Origin of the sequence: Polynucleobacter sp. MWH-UH23A (assembly GCF_040409805.1) — a bacterium.
Classification (GTDB): Bacteria; Pseudomonadota; Gammaproteobacteria; order Burkholderiales; family Burkholderiaceae; genus Polynucleobacter.
Genome location: NZ_CP099572.1, coordinates 2,043,136 through 2,067,170 on the forward strand (window position 1 = coordinate 2,043,136; position 24,035 = coordinate 2,067,170).

22 protein-coding genes, 1 tRNA gene and 1 pseudogene are annotated in these 24,035 nt (G+C 44.8%); 4 read left to right on the top strand and 20 right to left on the bottom strand.

The window, feature by feature from the left end:
- Positions 1-777 carry a substrate-binding domain-containing protein gene (locus tag NHB35_RS10635; protein WP_353432331.1) on the bottom strand — a complete coding sequence of 259 codons (777 nt, stop codon included), beginning with the start codon at positions 775-777 and terminating at the stop codon, positions 1-3.
- A 392-nt stretch (positions 778-1,169) separates the two neighbouring features.
- Between NHB35_RS10635 and NHB35_RS10640 the strand changes: the two genes are divergently transcribed.
- The gene (locus tag NHB35_RS10640; RefSeq protein WP_353432332.1) at positions 1,170-1,661 is read left to right on the top strand and encodes a Dps family protein; all 492 of its coding nucleotides are present in this window, start codon (positions 1,170-1,172) and stop codon (positions 1,659-1,661) included.
- Between the two features lie 29 nt (positions 1,662-1,690).
- Here NHB35_RS10640 and NHB35_RS10645 read toward each other — a convergent pair whose 3' ends face one another.
- Positions 1,691-2,287: a hypothetical protein gene (locus NHB35_RS10645; RefSeq protein ID WP_353432333.1), complete on the bottom strand. Its 597-nt coding sequence runs from the start codon at positions 2,285-2,287 to the stop codon at positions 1,691-1,693.
- A gap of 43 nt (positions 2,288-2,330) precedes the next feature.
- On the opposite strand from NHB35_RS10645, the gene NHB35_RS10650 reads away from it, so the two are divergent.
- Complete coding sequence (locus NHB35_RS10650) at positions 2,331-2,666, top strand: hypothetical protein (RefSeq protein ID WP_353432334.1); 336 nt, start codon at positions 2,331-2,333, stop codon at positions 2,664-2,666.
- Between the two features lie 279 nt (positions 2,667-2,945).
- Here the strand turns inward: NHB35_RS10650 and NHB35_RS10655 are convergent, their stop codons facing one another.
- The 11 genes from NHB35_RS10655 to def all read right to left on the bottom strand — a co-directional run bounded on the left by NHB35_RS10655 (position 2,946) and on the right by def (position 13,386).
- Positions 2,946-3,128 (bottom strand): hypothetical protein, encoded by a 183-nt coding sequence (locus NHB35_RS10655; protein WP_353432335.1) that lies wholly within the window; start codon positions 3,126-3,128, stop codon positions 2,946-2,948.
- A gap of 3 nt (positions 3,129-3,131) precedes the next feature.
- Positions 3,132-4,058 (bottom strand): alpha/beta hydrolase, encoded by a 927-nt coding sequence (locus NHB35_RS10660; RefSeq protein WP_353432337.1) that lies wholly within the window; start codon positions 4,056-4,058, stop codon positions 3,132-3,134.
- Positions 4,055-4,465 (bottom strand): MAPEG family protein, encoded by a 411-nt coding sequence (locus NHB35_RS10665; protein ID WP_353432338.1) that lies wholly within the window; start codon positions 4,463-4,465, stop codon positions 4,055-4,057. The genes NHB35_RS10660 and NHB35_RS10665 overlap by 4 nt, the downstream gene beginning before the upstream one ends.
- A gap of 74 nt (positions 4,466-4,539) precedes the next feature.
- Positions 4,540-4,615: transfer RNA gene (locus tag NHB35_RS10670), tRNA-Phe, on the bottom strand.
- A gap of 57 nt (positions 4,616-4,672) precedes the next feature.
- A complete protein-coding gene (locus tag NHB35_RS10675) occupies positions 4,673-6,877 on the bottom strand; it encodes an OsmC domain/YcaO domain-containing protein (protein WP_353432339.1) in 2,205 nt (734 codons plus the stop codon).
- A 112-nt stretch (positions 6,878-6,989) separates the two neighbouring features.
- A complete protein-coding gene (locus NHB35_RS10680; protein ID WP_353432340.1) occupies positions 6,990-7,673 on the bottom strand; it encodes a response regulator in 684 nt (227 codons plus the stop codon).
- A 2-nt stretch (positions 7,674-7,675) separates the two neighbouring features.
- Positions 7,676-9,955, bottom strand: coding sequence for an ATP-binding protein (locus tag NHB35_RS10685; RefSeq protein ID WP_353432341.1), 2,280 nt, complete (start codon positions 9,953-9,955; stop codon positions 7,676-7,678).
- 3 nt (positions 9,956-9,958) lie between these two features.
- Positions 9,959-10,540, bottom strand: a complete 582-nt coding sequence (locus NHB35_RS10690) for a DUF4390 domain-containing protein (protein ID WP_353432342.1) — start codon at positions 10,538-10,540, stop codon at positions 9,959-9,961.
- Positions 10,537-11,841, bottom strand: coding sequence for a 16S rRNA (cytosine(967)-C(5))-methyltransferase RsmB (gene rsmB / locus NHB35_RS10695; protein ID WP_353432343.1), 1,305 nt, complete (start codon positions 11,839-11,841; stop codon positions 10,537-10,539). Before rsmB ends, NHB35_RS10690 begins: the two co-directional genes overlap by 4 nt.
- Positions 11,842-11,852: 11 nt before the next feature.
- Complete coding sequence (gene fmt, locus NHB35_RS10700; protein ID WP_353432344.1) at positions 11,853-12,863, bottom strand: methionyl-tRNA formyltransferase; 1,011 nt, start codon at positions 12,861-12,863, stop codon at positions 11,853-11,855.
- A gap of 7 nt (positions 12,864-12,870) precedes the next feature.
- Positions 12,871-13,386 (bottom strand): peptide deformylase, encoded by a 516-nt coding sequence (gene def / locus NHB35_RS10705; RefSeq protein WP_353432345.1) that lies wholly within the window; start codon positions 13,384-13,386, stop codon positions 12,871-12,873.
- 95 nt (positions 13,387-13,481) lie between these two features.
- Here def and dprA point away from each other — a divergent pair, with 95 nt between their 5' ends.
- On the top strand, positions 13,482-14,144 hold the full coding sequence (gene dprA, locus NHB35_RS10710) for a DNA-processing protein DprA (protein ID WP_353432346.1): 663 nt from the start codon (positions 13,482-13,484) through the stop codon (positions 14,142-14,144).
- A gap of 183 nt (positions 14,145-14,327) precedes the next feature.
- Positions 14,328-16,991, top strand: coding sequence for a DNA topoisomerase III (locus NHB35_RS10715; protein ID WP_353432347.1), 2,664 nt, complete (start codon positions 14,328-14,330; stop codon positions 16,989-16,991).
- Here the strand turns inward: NHB35_RS10715 and mnmC are convergent.
- From mnmC to rpmH, 7 genes and pseudogenes are all read right to left on the bottom strand, one after another.
- Positions 16,961-18,052, bottom strand: a pseudogene (mnmC, locus tag NHB35_RS10720) (FAD-dependent 5-carboxymethylaminomethyl-2-thiouridine(34) oxidoreductase MnmC); the annotation flags it as partial. The gene NHB35_RS10715 and the pseudogene mnmC sit on opposite strands and share 31 nt — an antisense overlap.
- A 41-nt stretch (positions 18,053-18,093) precedes the next feature.
- A complete protein-coding gene (locus NHB35_RS10725; RefSeq protein WP_353432348.1) occupies positions 18,094-19,959 on the bottom strand; it encodes a phosphoenolpyruvate carboxykinase (GTP) in 1,866 nt (621 codons plus the stop codon).
- Between the two features lie 101 nt (positions 19,960-20,060).
- Complete coding sequence (mnmE, locus tag NHB35_RS10730; protein ID WP_353432349.1) at positions 20,061-21,425, bottom strand: tRNA uridine-5-carboxymethylaminomethyl(34) synthesis GTPase MnmE; 1,365 nt, start codon at positions 21,423-21,425, stop codon at positions 20,061-20,063.
- 31 nt (positions 21,426-21,456) lie between these two features.
- Positions 21,457-23,127, bottom strand: coding sequence for a membrane protein insertase YidC (yidC, locus tag NHB35_RS10735; protein ID WP_353432350.1), 1,671 nt, complete (start codon positions 23,125-23,127; stop codon positions 21,457-21,459).
- A 28-nt stretch (positions 23,128-23,155) separates the two neighbouring features.
- Positions 23,156-23,392 (bottom strand): membrane protein insertion efficiency factor YidD, encoded by a 237-nt coding sequence (yidD, locus tag NHB35_RS10740; protein ID WP_353432351.1) that lies wholly within the window; start codon positions 23,390-23,392, stop codon positions 23,156-23,158.
- Positions 23,393-23,710 carry a ribonuclease P protein component gene (gene rnpA / locus NHB35_RS10745; protein WP_353432352.1) on the bottom strand — a complete coding sequence of 106 codons (318 nt, stop codon included), beginning with the start codon at positions 23,708-23,710 and terminating at the stop codon, positions 23,393-23,395.
- 7 nt (positions 23,711-23,717) lie between these two features.
- Positions 23,718-23,852 (bottom strand): 50S ribosomal protein L34, encoded by a 135-nt coding sequence (gene rpmH / locus NHB35_RS10750; RefSeq protein WP_082784010.1) that lies wholly within the window; start codon positions 23,850-23,852, stop codon positions 23,718-23,720.
- Between the last annotated feature and the right edge of the window lie 183 nt (positions 23,853-24,035).

Sequence of the window (24,035 nt, forward strand, 5' to 3'; positions counted from 1 at the left end):
CTACCAAGGCAACGTGGGCATTACTGGCTTTAAGCCCGCCTTCTGAATAGTGGGGGCTGCCTTCGGTGAGGCTAAAAATGCAATGAGATCTCTTGAAGCATTAAGGTTTGCAACGTTATTAGTAATGCCCGCAGAGAACAAAACCGTTTGTTGAACTTCGGGAGGAATCTCTCCGATGAAATCAATTCCCGATATTGGAATTAATTCGCTAACTTGCTGAAAGCCTAGCTCTGCATCGCCTCTTGCTACTACCGTGCCAACACGCTCGCTATAAATCTTTTTAGCTGTTTTACTCATTTGCTCAGCAATACCTAATTTAGGAAATAGCTCGGTGGATAAATAAGTACCGCTTGCACTAGCCGAATAAGCCACAGATTTTGCATTGAGCAAGGCTTGCTTTAAGGCTGGAACGGTGCTGATATCAGGCTTGGGAGCGCCCGCCTTAACAGCAGCGCCAATAACAGAAGCAACCAAATCTACACGACTTCCAGGCTGCACTGCGCCACTCTTTATAAAACTTTCTAATGCGGGTGCCGCCAAAATCAAGACATCAAACCTTTCATCTCTTGCTAGCCTTGAAGGAATTGAATCCGGCGCCGTACCCATAGATGAGCCATAAGAAATGATTACCTTATTTGGTGACTGCTTCTCATATTCAGGCACTAAAGCCTTCAATGCTTCAGCAAATGCGCCTGAAGTAATTACTTGAATATCTGCTGCAAGTACTGGGGTGACGCTAAATAAGCCAACAAGCACTGCCAAGATGGCATGTTTCATACAGTTAATCAGTCTCATTATTTTCTGTGCCTTTAAATTAAAGCGATTGTTTCTCACCCACGCCACACACTACCTGCCCTGACAAGCGACTGGCATTTCCCATAATGGTTTTTCTTGGCTGAAATCGCAATTGACACCAACTGGTGATGTCGTGCTCGCAAGACACGCGCTTAGGCACACTGTGGCCATAGCAATAGAAAGTGTTAAAGAAAATCTTTTCATAATTCCTCACTCATTGGTGTTACTCAAAACATTTACTACCTCATCGTAAACGAATCTATTCATATTATCGATTTTTCGGATTATTGAAATCAAAATTATTTGTTAGGCCAATAACAAATAATTTCCTGATAATGATTCTATGGTGTTCGTTGATCAAAGGAGATATAACCATGGCCACAAAATCAAACAAAACTGTAATTGACATTGGTATCAGCGAAAAGGATCGTAAAGCAATTGCCAAAGGCTTATCAGCTCTTTTAGCTGACAGCTATTCTCTCTACCTGATGACCCATAACTTCCATTGGAATGTAAAGGGGCCAATGTTTAATACCCTTCATACTATGTTCATGGCCCAATATACAGAGCAATGGGCGGCGCTCGATCTTATCGCCGAACGAATCAGGGCACTTGGTGAGCCAGCACCTGGAACATATAAAGAATTTGCCAAACTGACCTCTATTGATGAGGTGCAGGGAACCCCGAAAGCGATGGAGATGGTTAGATTGCTTGTAAAGGCACAGGAAGCAACTGCAAAGACAGCCCGTAAATTATTTCCATTGGTAGAAAAAGCAAGTGATCAACCAACTGCTGATTTACTTACCCAAAGACAAGATGTTCATGAGAAAACGGCCTGGATGCTTAGAAGCCTGCTTGAAGAATAAATACTGGCGTCTTTAGATTTCAGGCTAACTTAGGCGCTATTTTTATTGAGTCGTTGAATTTGTTGCTGCAACCATCGACTATGTTGGGCAAAATAAGTCAACAGGCCGATAACCAACATGTTTCCAAAAAAACCGCCCATGACAATAATCATGCTTTCACGCACGAAGTTGTCAAAAGCATAGTTATGAATTAAAAAAATCACATAGGTATAACTAAAGCCGTGAGCAATACTAGCAAACAAAGCTAGTGTTACGACATCGCGGTATTTCAGATTATGTAGATCTCGCGCAATACCCAAGCCCTTAAGCGTTAAATTCACCGCGAGTACCAGAACAATACTTCCGACCAATGCAACCATTAACCATATGTACCAATGTTGCTCTGGCTGAAAAATAATAAGCCTAATAAATACAGCTAGACCCACACCTATAGCAGCCATCCAACCAAAAATGAGCACTGAAAGTACTTTAATGCCGGCTGGAAGATAAACGAAATAACTTAATTCGGGTCGATTCTCTAAAACCGGAAAAGCTTTAACAACATATAGAGTGAAAAAGTATAGGCAAAACGGTACTCCTATTTTTAGGAGGATAATGGGAATTCGTATTTGATTTAATGAAAACATGGGCACAGACCCATCATACTTAAAAAGAGGAGACCATTCCAAAATGACAAATTCTTACCTACGGTTTTTGCATCTAGCAGATACGCTGATCAATCCTAATGAAAAACCTTTGGACTCCCTAAGCAAAGATATCCTTGAACATATCAGCAAGCATATTGTTTTAAACAAAGGCAAGGTTGTTGTCGGTGACATTCTCATGCTGAGTCAACTGGGCTCACAAGCCACTCTTCATAAAAGACTTCATGCTCTAGTGGATGATGGTTATCTAAAACTAAAATCGACGAGCGATGGCAGGGTAAAACAAGTTGAGCTAACAAAAAAAGCGACAAAATATTTTGCTGGATTAAGCCAGGCCTTAGAAAAAGCAGCTAACGCCTAGCGGGGCTTACTTAACAGCACAACCCTAGACGGACGCTTTAAACAGCACTTTTGCCTTTTATTTTTAGGCGCTCGTCAAACTTTTGTCGATTAATAACAAATCGCTCATGCAGTCCCTTAGAAATTAAATCGACTCCGTCGTGAGCCTCAACTGCAAACGTCAACCTTTTTCCATCCACAGCAATTAATTTGACTTTAGCTGTGACCTCTAAACCAACAGGGGTCGCTGACTCATGACTGACGTTGATATGGGTCCCTAGGGATTGCTCTTGCGGCCAATCTAAATAAGGATAATTGCTTTAATACAAGCCCACTCTAAAAAGCCCACCAGAAAGCCTGTTGCAAATACATCTGGCATCGCCACAAATTCTTCAGACTCGGGATACAAAGATGGAACGGTTTTGCTCTTGGGGATTTTAAATTTATGCTCGTATTGAATGCCGACCTGCAAAGATTCTTTCATGGCTTACCTCATAAAAGCATTAAGAGTTTCAGCGAATTTTTTATGTTGCTGAAATAAAAACGCGTGGCCTCCATCAAAGAAGGCTAACCAAGCGAACGGGATTTGATTCGCAATAATTTGTGAATTCTTAGGAACATCAAGAATGTCATATTGGCCATCTGCCACCAACACGGGAACTTTAATGTTCTTTAAATCAATGAAGTTCTTATTATCGGCATCCCAAAGCGTTGTTCTTGCGCGAGTTTGGCGAAGCTTAGACTCTTTAGAGATAACAAAATCGTCAGGAATGGTTCCAGCCAGCTTTGCAGCCTGCTCCCTTGCTAACGCATCTTTAGCAGCCTGTTTTCCGGCCTCATTGTTCGGGAACAGCAGCGCGACATTTTCCATAACCGATAAATGGGGATTGTTTAAATCCTCCTCAGTCTTTTTGCTTGCCTTGATCTGATACTTGCCACCTGGGTTTGGCGCGCAAAGAATGCCCTTAATAACCAATTCAGGATGTCTAATCAAAAACTGTTGGGCAACACGGGCCCCCATTGACCAACCTAGAACATTGGCTTTTTTATAACCAAGTGCTTTTACCAGCCCAGCAGCATCATCGGCCATCTGAGCCATGGTAGTTTTATTTTCTTTAGTATCGCTAGACAGTCCAATGCCGCGATTATCAAACAGTATCAAAGTATTATTTTTGGATAGCTCATCAATCAAAGCCGGATCCCACATGCTCATCGTTGCGGAATACCCATTAATCAAAATCATAGGGTCACCTTGGCCGCGAGTGTAATAAGCAAGCTTGACCTCTCCAACCTGGGCATATTTAACTTCAGCCTTGAATTGAGCATGAGCAGAGCCAATAAAGCCAAACAATACTGAAAGTAGTGCAAATAATGCGGCAACTAGATTGCGAATATCCACCAGGCGATGATTCATTTACTTCCCAAAGCAAGTAGAAGATAAGACGACCAAGCTAAGTTCAATATAACCAGAGCAATTAGTGTGTTGAAGGTAAATTTCATTCCCAATATTCTTTTACTGAAATCAGGTGGAGGCACATTGATTCCTTTGGCATGAATCAAGCGACCAATAATAAGTGCGATGCCAGGAATAGCAACCAACCACCAGGGCGCACCATTAAGCTCCAGACATGCAAGCAAAATGATTCCAAAGGGAACATATTCAGCAAAGTTTCCCTGGGCACGAATAGCCCTTTCAAGATCCTCATAACCACCGCTACCTAAGCCCACTTTGTTCTTTCTTCGAAGGCCAATGACTGCAAAAGAGAGCTTTATAAATATGATGGTTAAAACGGAGGCAATGATTGAGGTGACTAGCAGCATTTAGATCTCCCGGAAGAATTCCTAAATACTAATCGGGAAATGAAAAACCACCCGAAGGTGGTTTAGATGATTCTTGGTGGCCCGGGGCGGAATCGAACCACCGACACAAGGATTTTCAATCCTCTGCTCTACCGACTGAGCTACCAGGCCAAGACTTGAAATTATAAAGGAAACTGGGTTTTAGCTTAAAAAATATGCCTACTGACGCTAGCTAGCAGTGTTTGATGCCCTTGAGCGGGCTGCGTGTAATTTCTTATAGCTGTCAAGCAAGCGGTGATGCCGGTCAAGGCCCTCTAGCTTGATGCTGGTTGGGGTCAATCCATAAAAGCGCACCAAGCCATTTACCGAACCCAGTACTGCATCCATACGCTCATTGCCAAACATTCTGCGAAGGTTTGTCTCGTAGTCTTCGAGCGCTAAATCCTCATTCAGAACAATCTCCAGAACCGCATTGAGCGCCTGATAAAACAATTTGCGATCAACCGTGTTGTCGTTGTATTGAAGAAAAGCGCCTACCAATTCTTGGGCTTCAGCGAAATTTTTAAGTGCTAATTGAATTAATAGCTTTAACTCCAATACTGTTAGCTGACCCCAAGGCGTATTCTCATCAAACTCAATACCAATCAGCGTTGCAATATCTCCATACTCATCAAGCTCGTTATTCTCTAGTCGATCAAGCAATGCACTGAGTTTTGCATCGCTTAGTGAATGTAAATTCAAAATATCGTGACGGAATAGCAATGCTTTGTTTGTGTTATCCCATACCAGATCTTCTACTGGATAGACCTCGGAATAGCCGGGCACGAGAATTCGGCAAGCGATGGCGCCCAATTGATCATACACAGCAACATAAGCTTCTTTGCCCATGTTTTTAAGAATGTTAAATAATGTTGCCGCCTCCTGCGCATTGGAATTTTCACCGTGACCTGAAAAATCCCATTCGACAAATTGATAATCGGCCTTCGCACTAAAAAAGCGCCACGACACTATTCCACTTGAATCAATAAAGTGCTCAACAAAGTTATTGGGCTCAGCTACTGCCTCACTTACAAAAGTGGGCGGGGGCAAATCATTCAAACCCTCCAAACTTCGACCCTGAAGCAATTCAGTTAAGCTTCGCTCTAACGCAACCTCCAAGCTTGGGTGGGCCCCAAAGGAGGCAAATACACCGCCGGTTCGAGGATTCATCAAGGTAACGCACATTACTGGATAAACACCCCCAAGTGACGCATCCTTTACCAAGACCGGAAATCCTTGCTCTTCTAGACCCTGAATGCCCGCTAAGATACTTGGATACTTTTCAAGCACTTCTCGCGGCACGTCAGGCAACGCAATTTCACCCTCTAGGATTTCTCTTTTGACTGCACGCTCGAATATTTCTGAGAGGCATTGCACTTGCGCTTCAGCCAAAGTGTTTCCCGCGCTCATCCCATTGCTTACGTAAAGGTTCTCAATTAAGTTTGTCGGAAAATAAATTGTCTTGCCATCTGATTGCCGAACATAGGGCAAACAACATATGCCTCGTTCGACATTTCCAGAATTTGTATCAATCAAATGCGAACCAAGCAACTCACCGTCTGGATCAAAAATGTTTAGGCAATACTCATCCAGAATTTCTGGTGGCAAGGCATCTTTATTGCCCGGCTTGAACCAGCGTTCATTTGGGTAGTGGACAAAATCTTTGTTGGCGACTTCTTCGCCCCAGTATGCGCCAGCATAAAAATGGTTATTGCTAAGTCTCTCAATATATTCGCCCAAAGCTGAGGCTAGAGCACTCTCTTTTGTTGACCCCTTGCCATTGGTAAAACACATTTGCGAATGTGCATCACGGATATGCAATGACCATACGTTTGGAATAAGGTTGCGCCAGGAAGCAATCTCTATCTTAATTCCCAGATCGGCTAACACTTTAGACATATTGGCAATGGTTTGCTCTAGTGGCAAATCTTTGCCGATAATAAAAGTGTTTGTATCGGCAGCGGGCTTTAAGTTCAATAGGGTCTGAGCATAAGCATCTAAGTTTTTCACCTCTTCAATGACAAACTCTGGGCCGGCCTGGACCACTTTCTTAACAGTGCAGCGCTCAATAGACCGCAAAATTCCTTGACGATCTATTGCAGAAATATATTCAGGTAGTTCAACTTGGATTTTGAAGATCTGTTGATAGCGATTGTCGGGGTCAATTATATTATTTTGTGAGAGGCGAATATTTTCAGTAGAGATATTGCGCGTATCACAATACAGCTTCACAAAGTACGCCGCACATAAAGCAGAAGATGCCAAAAAATAATCGAATGGTCCTGGTGCTGAGCCATCACCCTTATAGCGTATAGGCTGGTCAGCAATCACCGTGAAGTCATCGAACTTAGCTTCTAGACGAAGCTTGTCGAGAAAATTGACCTTAATTTCCATGGGAATGATTCCGAATAAGATGTGCCCTCAACATGAGGCCTCGTGATTGCTTCAAGCGCACCCCATGTAAAAAATAATTTGCCAAAAAGTTATGGCGAATTACTGATAGATTTTATTGTTCGCCCTTATTGCGAGATGTATCAATACCGAGAGCTTTCAACTTGCGATATAGGTGAGTTCTCTCTAGACCTGTGTATTCTGAAATCTTGGTCATACTGCCACCCATAATTTGCATTTGATGCTCAAAGTATGCTTTCTCAAACAAATCGCGAGCTTCTCTCAGAGGTAAATCAAAATAGGTCTTTGCAATTCCGCTGATATACTCGCCCTCAAGAGGTGCAGCCGCTGGCTCAGTAGCAGAAGGTTTTGTAGCTGTGCTAACTGACATTCCGGTAGCCAGCGTTTTTTCTTCTACTGGCTCAATGTGTTTTGGCGAGCTCTCTAGTGCCTTGCTTACTGTCTTTAATAGCTTTTGTAAGGCAATTGGCTTTTCTAAAAAGTTTAATGCGCCAATACGAGTTGCCTCTACAGCAGTATCAATCGTTGCATGGCCTGACATCATCACCACGGGCATTGTCAGTTGACCTGTCTTAGACCACTCTTTAAGTAAAGTAATGCCGTCAGTGTCTGGCATCCAAATGTCTAACAAGACTAAATCGGGTCGCATCTGTTCGCGGATAGTGCGTGCCTGTATGGCACTCTCGGCGGCATACACAGTATGGCCCTCATCTGTGAGGATCTCATTGAGAAGCTCACGAATTCCCATCTCATCATCAACAACCAAAATACTCGCCATACTTAGGCAGCCTCTTTTGCTAAGTTCATAAACAAAATGGATACTTGCGCACCAACCACTTCTTCTCCCTGCATACGATTCCGAATCTCTATTTTGGCACCGTGATCATCAATAATCTTTTTAACTACAGCCAATCCTAAGCCTGTACCCTTAGTCTTTGTAGTAACGTAAGGTTCAAACGCTCTTGCCAATATCTTAGCTGGAAATCCAACGCCACTATCACTTATTGTTAAACGAACTGCATTTTGTGTGACGCCACTTTGCTCTCCATAAGATACCAACTCGGTTTTAACCTCCACCGGCTCAGCCTGCCTACTGCCCTCCAAAGTCGAGTCTTGCGCATTCTGGAGCAAGTTATGAATAACTTGTCTGAGCTGTGTCGGATCTCCCATGATGCTAGGGCAACGGGTATCAAGATGTGTGCGTATTGGGCTTCCTTCATAAAGCCCTAATATTTCTGAGGTAAGCGTGTTGATAGAAACGGGCTTTAGTTGGGGACTTGGTGTTTTTGCAAAATCACGGAAATCATTGACCATCTCCTTCATCGCCTGTACCTGACTAATAATAGTTTCAGTACTGCGATTGATCATCTCTTCTTGCTCAGAACTGAGTTTGCCGGCTAATTTATGTTGCAATCTTTCGGCCGAAAGTTGAATGGGGGTCAGTGGATTTTTAATCTCATGAGCCAAGCGTCGAGCAACCTCACTCCAAGCAATCGATCTTTGGGCGCTGACCACGTCTGTGATGTCATCAAACACCACCATGCGAAGGTCTGCAGTTAATTGGGTGCCACGAACGAACAAAGTTACACCCAATTCATTTTCATATTCATTGCTTGTATGAAGCTGAATTTGCTTTTGCCAAATAGGTGCCGTTGTATTTTCTGGGCCACCTTCGGCAACAGCAAGCTTCATAGTAGCAAAGCCTTCTTTAATGGCTTCCTCAAAGTCAACGAGAGCGGGATTGCTACTCAAAGGCTTTCCATCAAGCAAGGTTAGATCTTGGGCAAAGATTCTGTCAGCGCCCGCATTGCTAGAAACAACGTTGTAATTCCTGTCAAAAATGCAAACACCCGCCGTAAGACTTCCCAATACCTTTTCCAAGAAGGCCTTGGACTCTTGCAAGGACGTGCGAGTGTCAGCCAATTGCTTGGTCATAACATTAAATTGTCTGGTTAGCATTCCTAGTTCATCGCCGGTGTCCAGCTCTGGCTTAGGAGATAGATCGCCCTGTGCAACAGCTTGTGTACCTTTGAGCAGCATTAATAATGGTCTAGCGAGCTGACGACCCAATAGCAAGGCCAAAGTGACGGCGACAAAAAGTGCAAAAAACAAAGTGAGCGTTAAGGTGCCCACAAACATCTTTCGCAAGCCAGCGCGCCCTAATGATTTCTCCTGATACTCGCTATAAGCAGATTCAACCGCATAAATATTTTTTGCTAGCGGCATTGGGATGTATCGCACCAACTGTAAAAAATATTTATCTTCTGCGCCCTTGCTAAGCAAAGCTTTGTTTCGGATCACGGGAATGATTGCCCGCACACGATAACCCCGTTGACTACCGTCCATCTCCACCTGGTCTAAAAAGGTAATCCCTTTCTTTTTAAATGCCTCAGCGATGATGTCTGTACCTGGTGCAGGCAAATATTTTTTCGACTTTAATTCGCTTGAAAATATTAAATTGCGCTGCATATTAAAGAGGCTAACCTCTTGAATACCAAATTGATTGCGGATCTTCATGACCATGGCGCCAACTTGCTCAGAGCTTGTACCCGATGGCACTTGAGCAATTTGTTCAGCAATAAAGTTACCTTCGCCAAGAATCTCTTCCTGCGCAACGCGTAAAGTGACGCGGCCCAACTCTAGGCCTGAATTCAAGGCTGACTCAACTTGCACGTCAAACCAAGTCTCAATACTTCGCGACACGAACTGAAGCGACACGCCATACAAAATTAAGCCCGGAACAATCCCCACTAAGGCAAAAATCATGGCCAGCTTTGCAATGAGGCGCGTTCCAAAATGACCGCGATGCCAACGCACCGCAATCACAATGCCAAGTACCAAGATAACCAGAATTAAAGAGGCGCCAATAATTAAATTGGCTGCGTAGAGCCATATGAAGTAACGGTCAAAGAATTCGGTATTAGAGGAAGCAAGGGAGAGCAATACCAGCAACAAAAGAGCAAAAACACCAATAAGACCTATCGCTCCGGGTAGTATTTTTTTACGCCATAGCTTTGAATCAAAAAAGCTTGGCTGATGTGGTGCAAAAGATCCTCTCATCACCTATCGCTTAATTGGGCTTGTACTACTTGCTGAAAATGGAAAATGCAACCACTCGCTTGAAACATTCCACTCTCGATTATTCAGCGCATTTACTTGAAATGGTTTTGGAAGCTTGCTTAAATCTAAACTCATTCGCAAGCCAACACTATAGGATTTACTAGGGTCAATTTGATTGCTATCAATTACTCGCCAACCGCCAATACTTCCGACCGCCTGCAACGCCTCAGAAATTGTTCTAGCCGAAAATGTTAATCCTTCAGAAGCAATTCGATATTGCTGAGTTAAGGGCTGATATGACAGACGTGTTTGTCTTTGCGTGACTATAGCCTTCTCATCAAACCAATACCAACGAGATCGCACTAAATCAAAATCGGTTTGAAAATACAAAACTACGCCTTTTTGCACTGCATCTTCCAAACCTGGAGATAGTTCGATTTGGAAGGCGGCACTTAATACCCAATCGCTGTCCACCTTTTCTAATTCAAAGGATTTAATTTTGATGCCTTCAGCATTAACGGCTGTTGAGAACAGACTCAACGCCATCAAGCCGAAAAGGATGAATTGCTTAATTCTTTGGCTCATCGCCCATTTTTCTTAAACAAAGCATAGTAAAAACCGTCGTTTACCTCGGTGGGTAAAAGCTGTCCTGGAGCGTCTAATCGTAACGCATTGGCGTGCTGCTGCGCAAACCAAACCGCTTGGTCCTCTCCCTCTTCAGGAAATACCGAGCAAGTTACATACAAAAGCAAACCTTCAGGCTTTAGCATTTGCCATGCTTGGGTCAATATTTCGCGCTGCTTCTTTTGTAAAGCCGCAATATCAGACTGACGCCGTAAAAATGGAATATCTGGGTGTCTGGCTACTATGCCCGATGCAGAACATGGCGCATCTAACAAAATTTTGTCGAAAAGGATGCCATCCCACCATGAAGATTTAGATGCATCACCTTGAAGCACTTTTACTTTTTCAGACTGCAATCGCAGTCGATCTAGATTGCCATTAATTTTCCCAATGCGCATTTCATCAATCTCGAGGGCTAGCATCTGGCAATCTGCGAGCTCCAATAGGTGGGCTGTTTTTCCACCAGGCGCAGAACAGGCATCTAATATCAAATCACTCGGATTGGGTATTAATAAACTTGCCGCCAATTGAGCGCCACTATCCTGCACAGAAACGGCGCCACTATAAAAACCTGGCAGATTAGAAACTGGCACAGGATTAGGAATCAATAGCGCGTTCGGCAATGCAAAACCCGCCAGAGATTCAATTGCAGATGAGGCAATACCAGCATCATCTAATAGCGATTGATACTGCTCTCGAGAATATTGTTTTTGGTTCACTCGCAAGATGAGCGGCGCACGCTTTGCTTGAGCAAACAAAATAGATTGCCATTGCTTGGAATAGTTACGCTTGAGGTTTGCTCGCCACCAAGGAGGGACGAACATGGGAATAGGGTCGGGAGGATATTCCGAGGTTTGTGTTGCAAGGCTTACTTTGCGCAATACCGCATTTACCAAGCCTTTGGCATACACCGTCTTGTCATACTCTGCGCAAGCCCTAACCGACTGATCAACAATCGTATGACTGGCATAACCTTTGCCCTCAGCATCTTCTTGGAGAAAAAGGGAAATGGCAACACTCAATAAATGAGCAACCTCAGGCGGGGGAGCTTTAGGAATAAATTGCTTGATCAACTCCTGTGAGCGAACCCACTTGCGAAGCGCATTGAAGCTAAGGCTCTGCACAATCGGCCTTTCATGCGCATCTAGCTGATCTAACACCTCTGTTAAAGATCTGCCATTCATGACCTCACCAATCGCCTGCGCTGAAATCGTAATTGCTTCAGACAAAGGGAGATTGAGCGGGGATTTTTGATCTTCCAAGGGCGACTATCTTAAGGGGCGGAATTTTCTTTAACTTGAAAGCGCGGCATTTCACCGGCATTGCTCAAGCTCTGCAAACACAATTTCGCTGGAATTCTTTTTCCGCCAGGTTTTTGCATTTCTAAAATTTCAATTACTCCTGTGCCGCACTTTATAAAAACACTCTCGTCGCCAAAGCCAAGAACTTGTCCCGCGCTAGCTCGTTCCCCGCTGGGCGCATTTCTGGGAATACGAGAATTCCATAGCTTGAGGCTTAAGCTACCAATCGAGCCAGTAGCCCCAGGAAAAGGATTAAATGCCCGGATTCGGGCATCGATTTTCTGCGCATCATTACCCCAGTCAATCTCTGCCTCATCTTTTGCTATCTTTTCAGCGTAAGTGATTCCTTGCGCTGATTGTGGAATTCGAGGCAAGCTGCCAAGGGCTTCAAGTTGATGTAGCGTATTAACGATTAACTTCGCGCCCAATGCTGCTAGCCTATCGTGCAGAGTAGTGCTGGTTTCATTCGAAGCAATATCAAGCTCTTCAACCATTACGGTATCGCCAGTATCTAAGCCAGCATCCATCTGCATAATGCACACGCCCGTTTTAGCATCACCATGCTCAATCGCGCGCTGAATTGGCGCAGCACCTCGCCATCGCGGCAAAAGCGAAGCATGGATATTAAAACTTCCAAATCTTTTGGGGCGCTCAGCAATATCCAAAATCTCTTGCGGCAATATCAAACCGTAAGCAACCACGACCATTGCATCAAACTCGATTTCAGAGAGTTGCCTATACGCATCCTCGGCCTGAATTTTTTTCTGGGGATCTGCAACGGTTCGCTTAAGAGTCTCAGGTTGCAAAACGGGAATATTTTTTTCTAAAGCGAATTGCTTTACTGGGCTTGCTTGAAAATGCATACCTCTACCGGCTCGACGATCAGGCTGCGTCAAAGCTAAAACAATTTCATGACCAGCTCCCTCAATCGCACGCATGGCTTGCGCCGCAAACTCGGGGGTGCCAGCAAAAACGATTTTCATTCGCTTATTAGCGCTGACCAAGCAATTCTTTGCTGCGCTTTTTCATCTTTTGTGAAATGCGATTACGTTTCAATAAAGATAGGTATTCAACAAATACTTTGCCTTGCAAATGATCTAGTTCGTGTTGCAAACAAACCGCCAACAATCCATCCGCATCAACTTCGAACTCTTTTCCGTCGATATCTAAAGCCTTTACCTTTACCTGCGCTGGACGCTCTACTTCATCATAAAATTCTGGCACTGAGAGGCAGCCTTCTCGCCAAGTTTTTTTCTCAGGGCTAGCCCAAACAATTTCAGGATTAATAAAAACCATCAATTCGTTCTGGTCATCAGAAACATCGATGACAACAATGCGCTCATGAATGTCAACCTGGGTTGCTGCTAGCCCGACACCCGGTGCCTCATACATCGTTTCAGCCATATCGGCCACTATCTTTTTAATGCGTGCATCTACCTTCGCCACGGGTTTGGCGACCTTGTGCAAACGCGGGTCAGGATAGCTAAGGACATTTAATAAAGCCATGTAGGAATTATCCAACAGAGCAATCCGTCTGTCCCAATTGCTTTCAATTCCCCAGTCTTCAAAATGATTAATCCAAATCTCAAACCAAAACCTACATGCACACACTGTTCCGAAAGGATAAAAACTATCCGCCCCGCTTAAATGATTTGTTTGACCCTCCCAATCCGCTATATATAAGTGGCGATTTAGGCTTATTAAAAATGCCTATGATTGCTATCGTTGGATCCCGCCAGGCCAGCGCACGCGGCCTTAGGAATGCCGCCATATTCGCGGATCAACTCGCTCATGCTGGCGCTTTAATCGTTTCAGGGCTAGCAAGAGGCATTGATGGCGCAGCTCATCAAGCCACGCTAAGTGGGCCTGCCAAGCGCTTCACTGCAGCGGTGTGCGGAAACGGATTAGATGTTGTTTACCCCAAAGAGCATTGCGGGCTGGCAGCCAAAATTGGTCAACAAGGTTTATTAATTTCTGAATTGGCCCTCGGTACGGGGCCCAAACCCTTTCACTTTCCCAGACGAAATCGAATCATTGCGGCTTTAGCATTAGGGGTTGTTGTAATTGAGGCGGCCGAAAATTCAGGCTCATTGATAACAGCCAGAATTGCCGCAGACCTTGGCAGAGAGGTTTTTGCACTCCCAGGACCCGCGCACGACCCGCTTTATGCAGGCTGCCACCAGCTAATCCAACAAGGCGCCAAGCTAGTCTGCAAGCCCAATGAGGTGCTAGAAGAGCTGGTTTTCCATAAAAACCGCATCTAAACCCCTAAAAATGGGGTTTTCTCTGATCGGACACCCAAAAATGAGTGCTTTTTGGACTTTTCTAGATTTATCGGTTAATAATAAAAAAGGGGGTTTAAAGGGGGTTAAGCCAAATTCAGGTTAAATTGGCACTCCTCATTACCCAGCAAAAACATCTATTTCAGCTCAAATTTAGGCAAACGCGTGGCAAAAGCACCTTCAAAAAGCAGCTCCAAGACCTCTTCGGTAGACCACCCCAAGGCACTCATCATTGCCGAAAAACCTTCGGTTGCCAATGACATTGCTAAAGCTTTGGGAGGCTTTACAAAACATGAAGACTATTTTGAAAGCGATGATTTTCTAATTTCCTCAGCGGTTGGCCACTTATTGGAAATTGCTGCTCCAGAAGAGTACGACGTAAAACGTGGCAAATGGTCATTTGCCAACCTTCCTGTTGTGCCGCCCTATTTTGATCTGCGTCCAATTGCTAAAACCGAATCACGTTTAAAGGTTTTACAAAAACTCATCAAGCGAAAAGATGTCACTTCACTCATTAATGCATGTGACGCAGGACGTGAGGGTGAGCTTATTTTCAGATTAATTGCGCAACACGCAAAAGCATCACAAACTGTAAAACGGCTTTGGTTGCAGTCGATGACACCAGCTGCAATTCGAGAAGGGTTTGCAAGCTTACGCACCGATGAAGAAATGCAACCCTTAGCAGATGCCGCACGCTGCCGCTCTGAGGCTGATTGGCTTGTAGGCATCAACGGCACGCGTGCTATGACTGCTTTCAACAGCAAAAGTGGTGGCTTCTTTTTAACTACTGTTGGACGCGTTCAAACACCCACGCTCTCCATTGTGGTCGAGCGTGAAGAGTTAATTCGTAAGTTCGTATCAAAGGATTATTGGGAAGTAAAAGCGGAATTTATTGCTGCTGCAGGTGTCTATGAGGGTCGCTGGTTTGACCCTAAATTCAAAAAGGATGTCGCTGAGCCAGATGCTCGCGAGAATCGCCTTTGGAGCGAGGCTGCAGCCCAAAGCATTGTGACTGCTTGTCGTGGAAAAAAAGCAAACGTTACTGAGGAATCAAAGCCTGCAACTCAGCTTGCCCCCCAACTGTTTGACCTTACCAGCTTGCAACGCGAAGCAAATGCACGCTTTGGCTTCTCAGCAAAAAATACTTTGGGCTTGGCTCAGGCACTTTATGAACGTCACAAAGTTCTGACATATCCACGTACTGATGCAAAGGCGCTTCCTGAAGATTATTTAGATACTGTTAAGCAAACCATTGAAAACTTGGCGGATCATTCTCGTGAATATCAACCGTTTGCAAAACAAATCTTGCAAGGAGACCCTAAGGATCCAAAAACAAAAGCGGGTTATGGCTGGATCAAGCCCAATAAACGAATCTTTGATAACTCCAAGATCTCAGATCACTTCGCAATTATTCCAACGCTGGAAGCACCAAAAAGCCTCAGCGAGCCTGAGGCAAAGCTATATGACCTCGTGGTACGTCGTTTCTTAGCAGTTTTTTATCCTGCCGCCGAATTTAAAGTAACCACCCGCATAACAGAAACCTCCGGTCATCACTTCAAAACGGAAGGGCGCGTTCTAGTTAACCCAGGTTGGTTGGCGGTTTATGGCAAATCCAATCAAGCTGATGATGAGCTTGTCCCTGTACAAGAGGGCGAATCTGTTCAAACAGAGTCTGTACTTGCCGTTCCTCTGAAAACCAAGCCACCTGCACGCTATACAGAAGCAACCTTACTTTCCGCTATGGAAAGCGCGGGCAAATGGGTTGATGATGATGAAATGCGTGAGGCAATGGCTGAGAAGGGCTTGGGTACGCCGGCAACTCGTGCCGCCATTATCGAAGGGCTGCTGGCAGAAAAATACATTGTGCGGGAAGCTCGTGAGTTAATTCCAACCGCGAAAGCATTCCAGTTAATGACGCTGTTACGCGGACTCGATGTTGAGGAACTTACACGTCCAGACTTGACCGGTAGCTGGGAAAACAAACTCTCCCTTATTGAACACGGCAAGATGAATCGCGATACCTTCATGCAAGAGATCGCGCAAATGACTCAGCGCATTGTGAAGCGTGCAAAAGAATATGACAGCGATACCATTCCGGGTGACTACGCTACGCTCACTACCCCATGCCCACACTGTAAGGGGCCGGTAAAGGAAAACTACCGTCGTTTTGCTTGCGAAAAATGTGGCTTCACGATTAGCAAAACACCTGGTGGTCGTGCATTTGAATACCCTGAAGTAGAAGAGCTGTTGCGCGAAAAAACAATCGGGCCACTTCAAGGATTCCGCAGCAAAATGGGTCGTCCTTTTGCCGCAATTATTAAGCTTTCCGAAATCCCAGAGGATGATGCTGACTATCCAAATGCGGGCTACAAGCTAGAGTTTGATTTTGGCAATACACAAGAAGATGAGACTGAAGCAATTGATTTCACAGGTCGCCAAGCATTAGGAGTTTGTCCTAAATGCTCGGGTGCTGTATATGAGGACGGCATGCGCTATGTATGTGAAAACAATACTGGCCCAAACAAATCTTGTGACTTTAAGACCGGCAAAGTAGTTCTACAACAAGAGGTGTCTGCAGAACAAATTCAGAAGCTTTTAAAAGAAGGCAAAACGGATCTACTGAGCAACTTCAAATCCAATCGCACTGGTCGCGGCTTTAAAGCTTACTTAGCTTTGGGTGCCGATGGAAAAATTGGTTTTGAATTCGAAGCCAAAGCCCCTGGTGCCGCCAAAACACCAGCCAAGAAACGCGCGGGTGCCAGCGCTGCCACTAAGTCGGCAGCAAAACCCAAACGGGCAAGCAAGGCAAAGTCATCTTCGAGCAGTTGAGCAGTAATTAACTTAGCCGCCAAAGCAGACCACAATATTCCTCGTGATCCCAATGCGGTAGCGATGAATATTCCTGGTCGATGGGGAAGCGCGCCAATAATTGGCAAACGATCACCAGCAACGCACCGTACTCCAACAAAGTGGTCATGCTTTACAAGACTACTGGCATCGCCGTTTAAATAGTTCACCAAGTTTTTAGCTTGTTCGCGATTAAAGTCATCGCTCGCCGCTCTTGAAGCAAGATCATCTTCGCCCTCATCAAAACTAGAACCAACTATCCAGCGGTAACTTCCATCGCTTAGGCGTTCTGCAGGCAAGCAATAGCCATCGCCTGATAATCCCACCTTGGGCAGTTTTTCAACCCATGGATCATTGGGTTGAATGGAAAAAATACTCAATTGCCCACGCACAGGCTTCAGAGGCAAGCGAACTCCGATACTGGTAAGCAATTTTTTGCTCTCCATTGCCGCGGCAATCACAACCTTATCGGCTGAAACAATAGCTTGATCATAAGAGTTCAATAAAAACCATTTGCCATCTACTTGCTCAAGTTTTGCAACTTCTGTATTCCACAAACAGGTGAGGCCCTGTTGTGATTTCAGGAGATCATTGCTCGCTTTGGACAAATTGAGACATGCGCCCCGAGAAATCCAAACGCCACTTTGAGGTATTCCGCAAACTTTTTGCGCTTCTTCACTATCAAGAGGAATAGCAATGTCTTCCCCGAGATCTAATGAGCGCAAATGTTCAATAAGCTCTGCTCGATCGAATATTTTTTCTTTTTTGGTCGGCTGAAAAATTCCGTGGGTATGCCACTCTTTACCCCACCTTGACTCGGCCAATAAAAAAGCCAATTGCGTTAGGCGCAATAAACGTGGGGAGCCTTTGCCTATATGGGGATGCGCTATAGCGTAAGCGTGACTTGAGCAAGCACTGGCGGGATGGCTGGCAGCATCAACAACACAAACTGACTGATTGCGCTCAAGCAACTCCTTGGCAATCGTTGCGCCACAAATGCCAGCCCCAATCACCACGATGTCATGGTGTTGGGGTTTGGTCATCAACAAATTTTAGTAATGCAGGTTTTTAATTGCTTGATGAATTAAGCATTAAGGCGTTGTTCGATCTTGGAGCGAGTTTCTTTTAGCTCTTTTGGCAAACGCTCGCCAAGATGCTCAAACAAATCCGTATGGAGTTTGAGCTCATTTTTCCATTCATCAACAGCAACGGTGATGGCTTTCGCAAACTTCTCTGCAGAATAGTCTAAGCCACCCCAGTGCAGATCGTTGTACTCAGGAGTAATGCCAAATGGAGTTTCTTTGCCATTGGCCTTGCCTTCTGCGCGATTCAAAATCCAAGCGAGAACGCGCATATTTTCACCAAAGCCTGGCCATACGAATTTACCGTTTTCATCTTTGCGGAACCAGTTCACGCAATAGATCTTTGGCAATACAGCACCTTCGGCTTCTAACTTCTTGCCGATGTTGAGCCAATGCTGGAAGTAATCGCTCATGTTGTAGCCAGCAAATGCGATCATCGCAAATGGATCGCGACGAACAACACCAATCTGGCCGGTGATAGCCGCAGTAGTTTCAGAACCCAAAGTAGCGGCCATATAAACACCCTCAACCCAATCACGCGCTTCGCTTACCAAAGGCACAGTATTGGAGCGGCGACCGCCAAATAAGAATGCGTCAATTGGAACGCCTTCAGGATCATCCCACTTTGGATCTACTGCTGGGTTATTGGTTGCAGCTACTGTGAAGCGTGAGTTTGGATGTGCGGCTTTACGGCCAGCTGCGCCATCGGCTGGCGTCCAGTCCTTACCCTGCCAATCAATCAGATGCGCAGGTGGGGTTTCTGTCAAACCTTCCCACCAAACATCGCCGTCGTCTGTTAAACCAACGTTAGTAAAGATAACGTCTTGATTTAAAGAGTCGATACAGTTTTGGTTAGTTTGGCGATTTGTACCTGGAGCAACACCAAAGTAACCGGACTCAGGATTAATCGCGAATAAACGTGTCTTACCTGTAACAGGGTCTTTGCGAGGCTTGATCCACGCAATGTCATCACCAATAGTAGTTACTTTCCAACCATCAAATCCTTTTGGCGGGATCATCATAGAGAAATTGGTTTTGCCACAAGCAGAAGGGAAGGCTGCAGCAACGTGGTATTTCTTGCCTTCTGGTGATGTCACGCCCAAGATCAACATGTGCTCTGCTAACCAGCCTTGATCGCGGCCCATGTTAGATGCGATACGCAAAGCAAAACATTTTTTGCCCAATAAAGCATTGCCACCGTAGCCCGAACCAAAAGACCAAATCTCACGAGTTTCTGGGTAGTGAACGATGTATTTGGTTTTGTTATTTGGCCAAGCAACATCTTTTTCGCCAGCAGCCAATGGCTTACCAACAGTATGAATACAAGGAACGAATTCGCCATCGGCACCAAGCTGATCGATGACAGCTTTACCCATACGAGTCATTAAGCGCATATTGATTGCAACATATGGACTATCAGAGAGCTCAACACCAATATGGGCAATTGGAGAGCCGATTGGACCCATTGAAAATGGAACTACATACATTGTTCTGCCGCGCATGCAACCATCGAACAAAGGTTGCAATGTTGCGCGCATTTCGCTTGGCTCTACCCAGTTATTGGTAGGGCCAGCATCTTCTTTTTTGGCAGAGCAAATGAAAGTACGGTCTTCAACGCGCGCCACATCCTCAGGATCAGAAAGAGCTAAAAATGAATTTTTACGCTTAGCAGGATTTAGACGCTTGAAAACGCCCGCACTAACCAACAACTCACAAAACTCATCATATTCAGCTTGGGAGCCGTCACACCAACGAATTGCATCTGGCTTAGTAAGTGCGGCAACTTCTGCAACCCACTTAATTAAACGCTCGTTTTTTACATAAGCTGGCGCATTCACATTGATCTGGCTGCTAGCGGTTGAAGTCATATGTTTCCCTATGAAAATTGAATTTTTTAATCCGACGATTTTAACATTTTGGTCACATTTGCCGTATTGACCACCCGCATAAAAGGAGGGAGATTGGGGGTTTATTTGCCTATGCAAAATTGGCTAAATATCTTGCCCAAAAGATCGTCTGGAAGGAGCTTTCCGGTGATTTGCCCAAGATGATTTTGGGCTAAAGCTAGCTCTTCTGCTAGTAATTCCAACGAATTGTTGCCATTTGCTGCGAACTGCTCTGATCTTGCAATATGTTCCGATGCCCTCTCGATACAGTCCAGATGGCGCCTGCGGCTCACAATAACACCCTCTTGAGTGCCGCCCCAGCCAACCCTTTTTAGAATTTCCTTCTTTAAGGCATCAACCCCTTGACCAGTTTTGGCTGAAATGACAATTCCGTCTTTAGGAGCAGGATTCGCCCCGGCTTCCAGAAGATCGGCTTTATTTACCACCCCCAAAATTGCGCACTTTGGTGGAGCCGCCTCTAAAATTCGCTTTTTCAGGCCATCGTCCTCCGAACCAACATTAGGGGCGCTTAAGAAAATAACTAGATCCGCAGAATGAATAGCCTCCCAAGTTCGCTCTATTCCTTTTGCTTCTACCTCATCTGAGGTCTGTCTTAATCCTGCGGTATCAATAACGTGCATAGGCACGCCTTCAATCTGAATGCTTTCTTTAATTCGATCACGAGTGGTGCCTGCAATAGCGGTTACGATCGCAACCTCTTCGCCAGCCAATGTGTTTAGCAAAGAGCTTTTACCCACATTTGGCGCGCCAACTAAAACTAGCTGTATGCCGTCCCGCAAAATTTTGCCTTGCTTAGCCCCCTTTTGAAGGGTTTGCAATTTTGTTTTGACAGCATTCAAGCGCTCGCGTGCATGAGCATTTTCTAAAAACTCAATTTCTTCCTCAGGAAAGTCCAGAGTGGACTCAACCAAAATTCGCAACTGCGTAATTTCTTCTACAAGGTCATTCACATCATCCGAGAAATTTCCCTGCAAAGATCTTGCTGCGCCACGAACAGCGGCCTCGCTTTGAGCATCAATTAAATCGGCTATTGCCTCAGCCTGAGCTAAATCAATCTTGTTATTTAGATAAGCTCGCAGACTAAACTCGCCCGGCTCAGCAATCTCCAAACCAATATCTTTTCCCAACTCAAGACATCGTTGCATGACCAACTCTAGCAATTGCGGCCCGCCATGACACTGTAGTTCAAGGATATCCTCGCCCGTAAATGAGGCGGGTGCAACAAAATAAATTGCCAACACCTGATCAATAAGCTGGCCCAGCTTGTCACGGAGAGATAGTAATGTTGCCTGTCTTGGTTGAAGGCTTTTTTGAAAAAGGGTGTGAATAAACTCTGCTAAATTTTGTCCGCTGATACGGATTACACCGACACCCGCTTTTCCTGGAGCAGTAGCGATAGCAATGATGGGAATCTTACGTGTCACCATTGCTATTCGCTTTCGATAAACCTACGCCCTTTTATTTGGCAGATTTTTTGCCAAATAATTTATTGATTTGCCACTGCTGCGCAATAGACAATAAATTGTTCACTACCCAATATAAAACAAGACCGGCAGGGAAGAAGAAGAACATGATCGAAAAAACAATCGGCATGTACAACATCACTTTTGCCTGCACTGGATCAGGGGGCGTAGGGTTGAGCTTTGTCTGCACAAACATCGACACGGCCATGATCACGGGCAATATGTAATAAGGGTCTGGAACCGATAAATCATGAATCCACAAAACCCATGGTGCACCACGCATCTCTACAGAAGATAACAACACCCAATATAAGGAAATAAACACAGGGATTTGAATCAACACCGGCAAACATCCACCGAGCGGGTTGATCTTTTCCTTGCGATACATTTCCATCATTGCTTGATTCAGCTTTTGTGGTTCGCCTTTGTACTGCTCTTTCATAGCCATCAAGCGTGGCTGTACCTCTTTCATGCGAGCCATAGACTTATAGCTAGCTGCGGAGAGGGGGAAGAAAACCAGCTTAATCAGAATGGTCAGGAGAATGATGGACCAACCCCAGTTACCAACAATATTGTGGATGTGCTCAAGCAACCAGAAAATTGGTTTTGCCAAAATGGTCAGGTAGCCATAATCTTTTAACAACTCAAAGCCCGGAGCAATTTTTTCCAACATGCGCTCTTCTTGTGGGCCAACAAATAATTGCGCATTTGCAGTAACGGTTGTACCTGTTGCAATTGTTCCTAGCTGGCTCTGCATGCCTACTCTGTAAAGGCCGTTATCTAACCTTCCAGAATAAATGTCTCGTACTAATTTTGTATCTGGAATCCAAGCGCTCGCAAAATAGTGTTGAACCATGGCCACCCAACCTGGTTGTCCGGCAGCAATTTGCGCTGGTGGTACAAATTTGTTTTTTTCTAAATCAGTGAAAGCAATCTTTTTAAATTTATCGCCATCGGTATAAATAGCAGGTCCCGTAAAGGTGCTTGCGGAGAAGGCGCCGCCAAACGGACCCACTTTAGCCTCTTCTGAGCCGTCACGAACAATCTCTGTATACAAATTCAATGGCACAGCATTCGCTGTTAGTTGAGTTACCCGATGTCCAACATACACATCGTAGCTCCCAGGATTAAGAATGAAGGTTTTTTCTAGCTTAACGCCATTGCGCTCGCTGGATAAAACCAAAAAAGGTCTTCCAGAGCCGTCTTTACCAGATCGGTCGAGCTTAAATACACTATTGTGATTTGGTAAATCAATGTTACCCACAGCGACCAAGCCTGAACGGGCAACATAAGTGTGTGTCGCTGTGTGCTTAAAAATTTCTACGGGCTTTTCATCAGCTGTTAATTCTTTTAATAACTTCGCATCAACAACGTTTGCGCCGGCAGAACTAATTTGCAGAGACAACAATTCATTTTCTAGCGTAAATATTTGCGTATTTTCGGCGGGCGCTGTTTTTGCAGTGGGCGCCTGAGGTGCAATAGCACCAGAAATTGCAATTGGGGCGTCTGCCTTCGGTGCAGCAGACTTGTCAGTGGACGCAGAGGTCGCAGTTTGCTGGGGGCCAGCAAACATCGATGGCTTACCCCCATGAACCTGCCAGTTGTTGTAAAGCATGAGCCCAGATAGAGAAAACACAGCCCAAAGAATTGTTTTTTTGAAGTCCATTTAATTCGCTTTACAAATAATTACTGGTTTACTGGTGTGATGCATGTTTTACAGCAGGATCATAACCGCCATGTGACCAAGGGTTGCAGCGCAACACTCTCCAGCCTATCAGCCCGACGCTTTTAATAAACCCATAATGATTAAAGCAGTCGCAAGCATATTGAGAACAAGAAGGTTCGTATTTACAACGCATTCCCAAATATGGGCTCAATGTAAGCTGGTAGAGCTTAAGTAATTTTGTGGCAGCACTATTTAGGATGCGCACTTAAATAAGCTCCGCTATTTGCGCCCGAAGAAGGTCTTTCTCTTTTTTTCTGAGCCTACCGCGGGTGTGTTGTCCAATTGGTTTTTTAAGTTTGACAACCACATCCTTTTTTAAGTCTGTTGATTGTGCAGCCCAAACCAAGTTGCGAATCATTCTTTTAATGCGGTTTCTGTCTACAGCGCGCTTTGCCAATTTTTTGGCAACGGCAATCCCTAGATCAGGGTCGGCATCATTTGTAGCGCCCGCAGAATACATACCCCAATACAAGTTTGTTTTGGGGCGCGTTTTGAGTAATTCAGAAATCCTTGCGCTATTCAACTGCTACTTAAACGGCTAAGCGTTTGCGACCTTTGGCGCGACGTGCGTTTAATACGGCACGGCCACTTTTGGTTTTCATGCGAACACGAAATCCGTGTGTGCGCTTACGACGAGTTACTGATGGTTGATATGTTCTTTTCATGATAGATCCCTGCAAAACCCAATATTTTCCTTGTTGCAGAGCAAAAGGTCAATCTATCTCAATAAATATGTAGGTGTTTTTCTCTATTTTTAGGTGTTTTTTATACAAACCATTAATTTATATGTAATTTTTTTATTTATTCACAAGTTATCCACAGGATTTCCACGTCTTTTTACCTTGTGG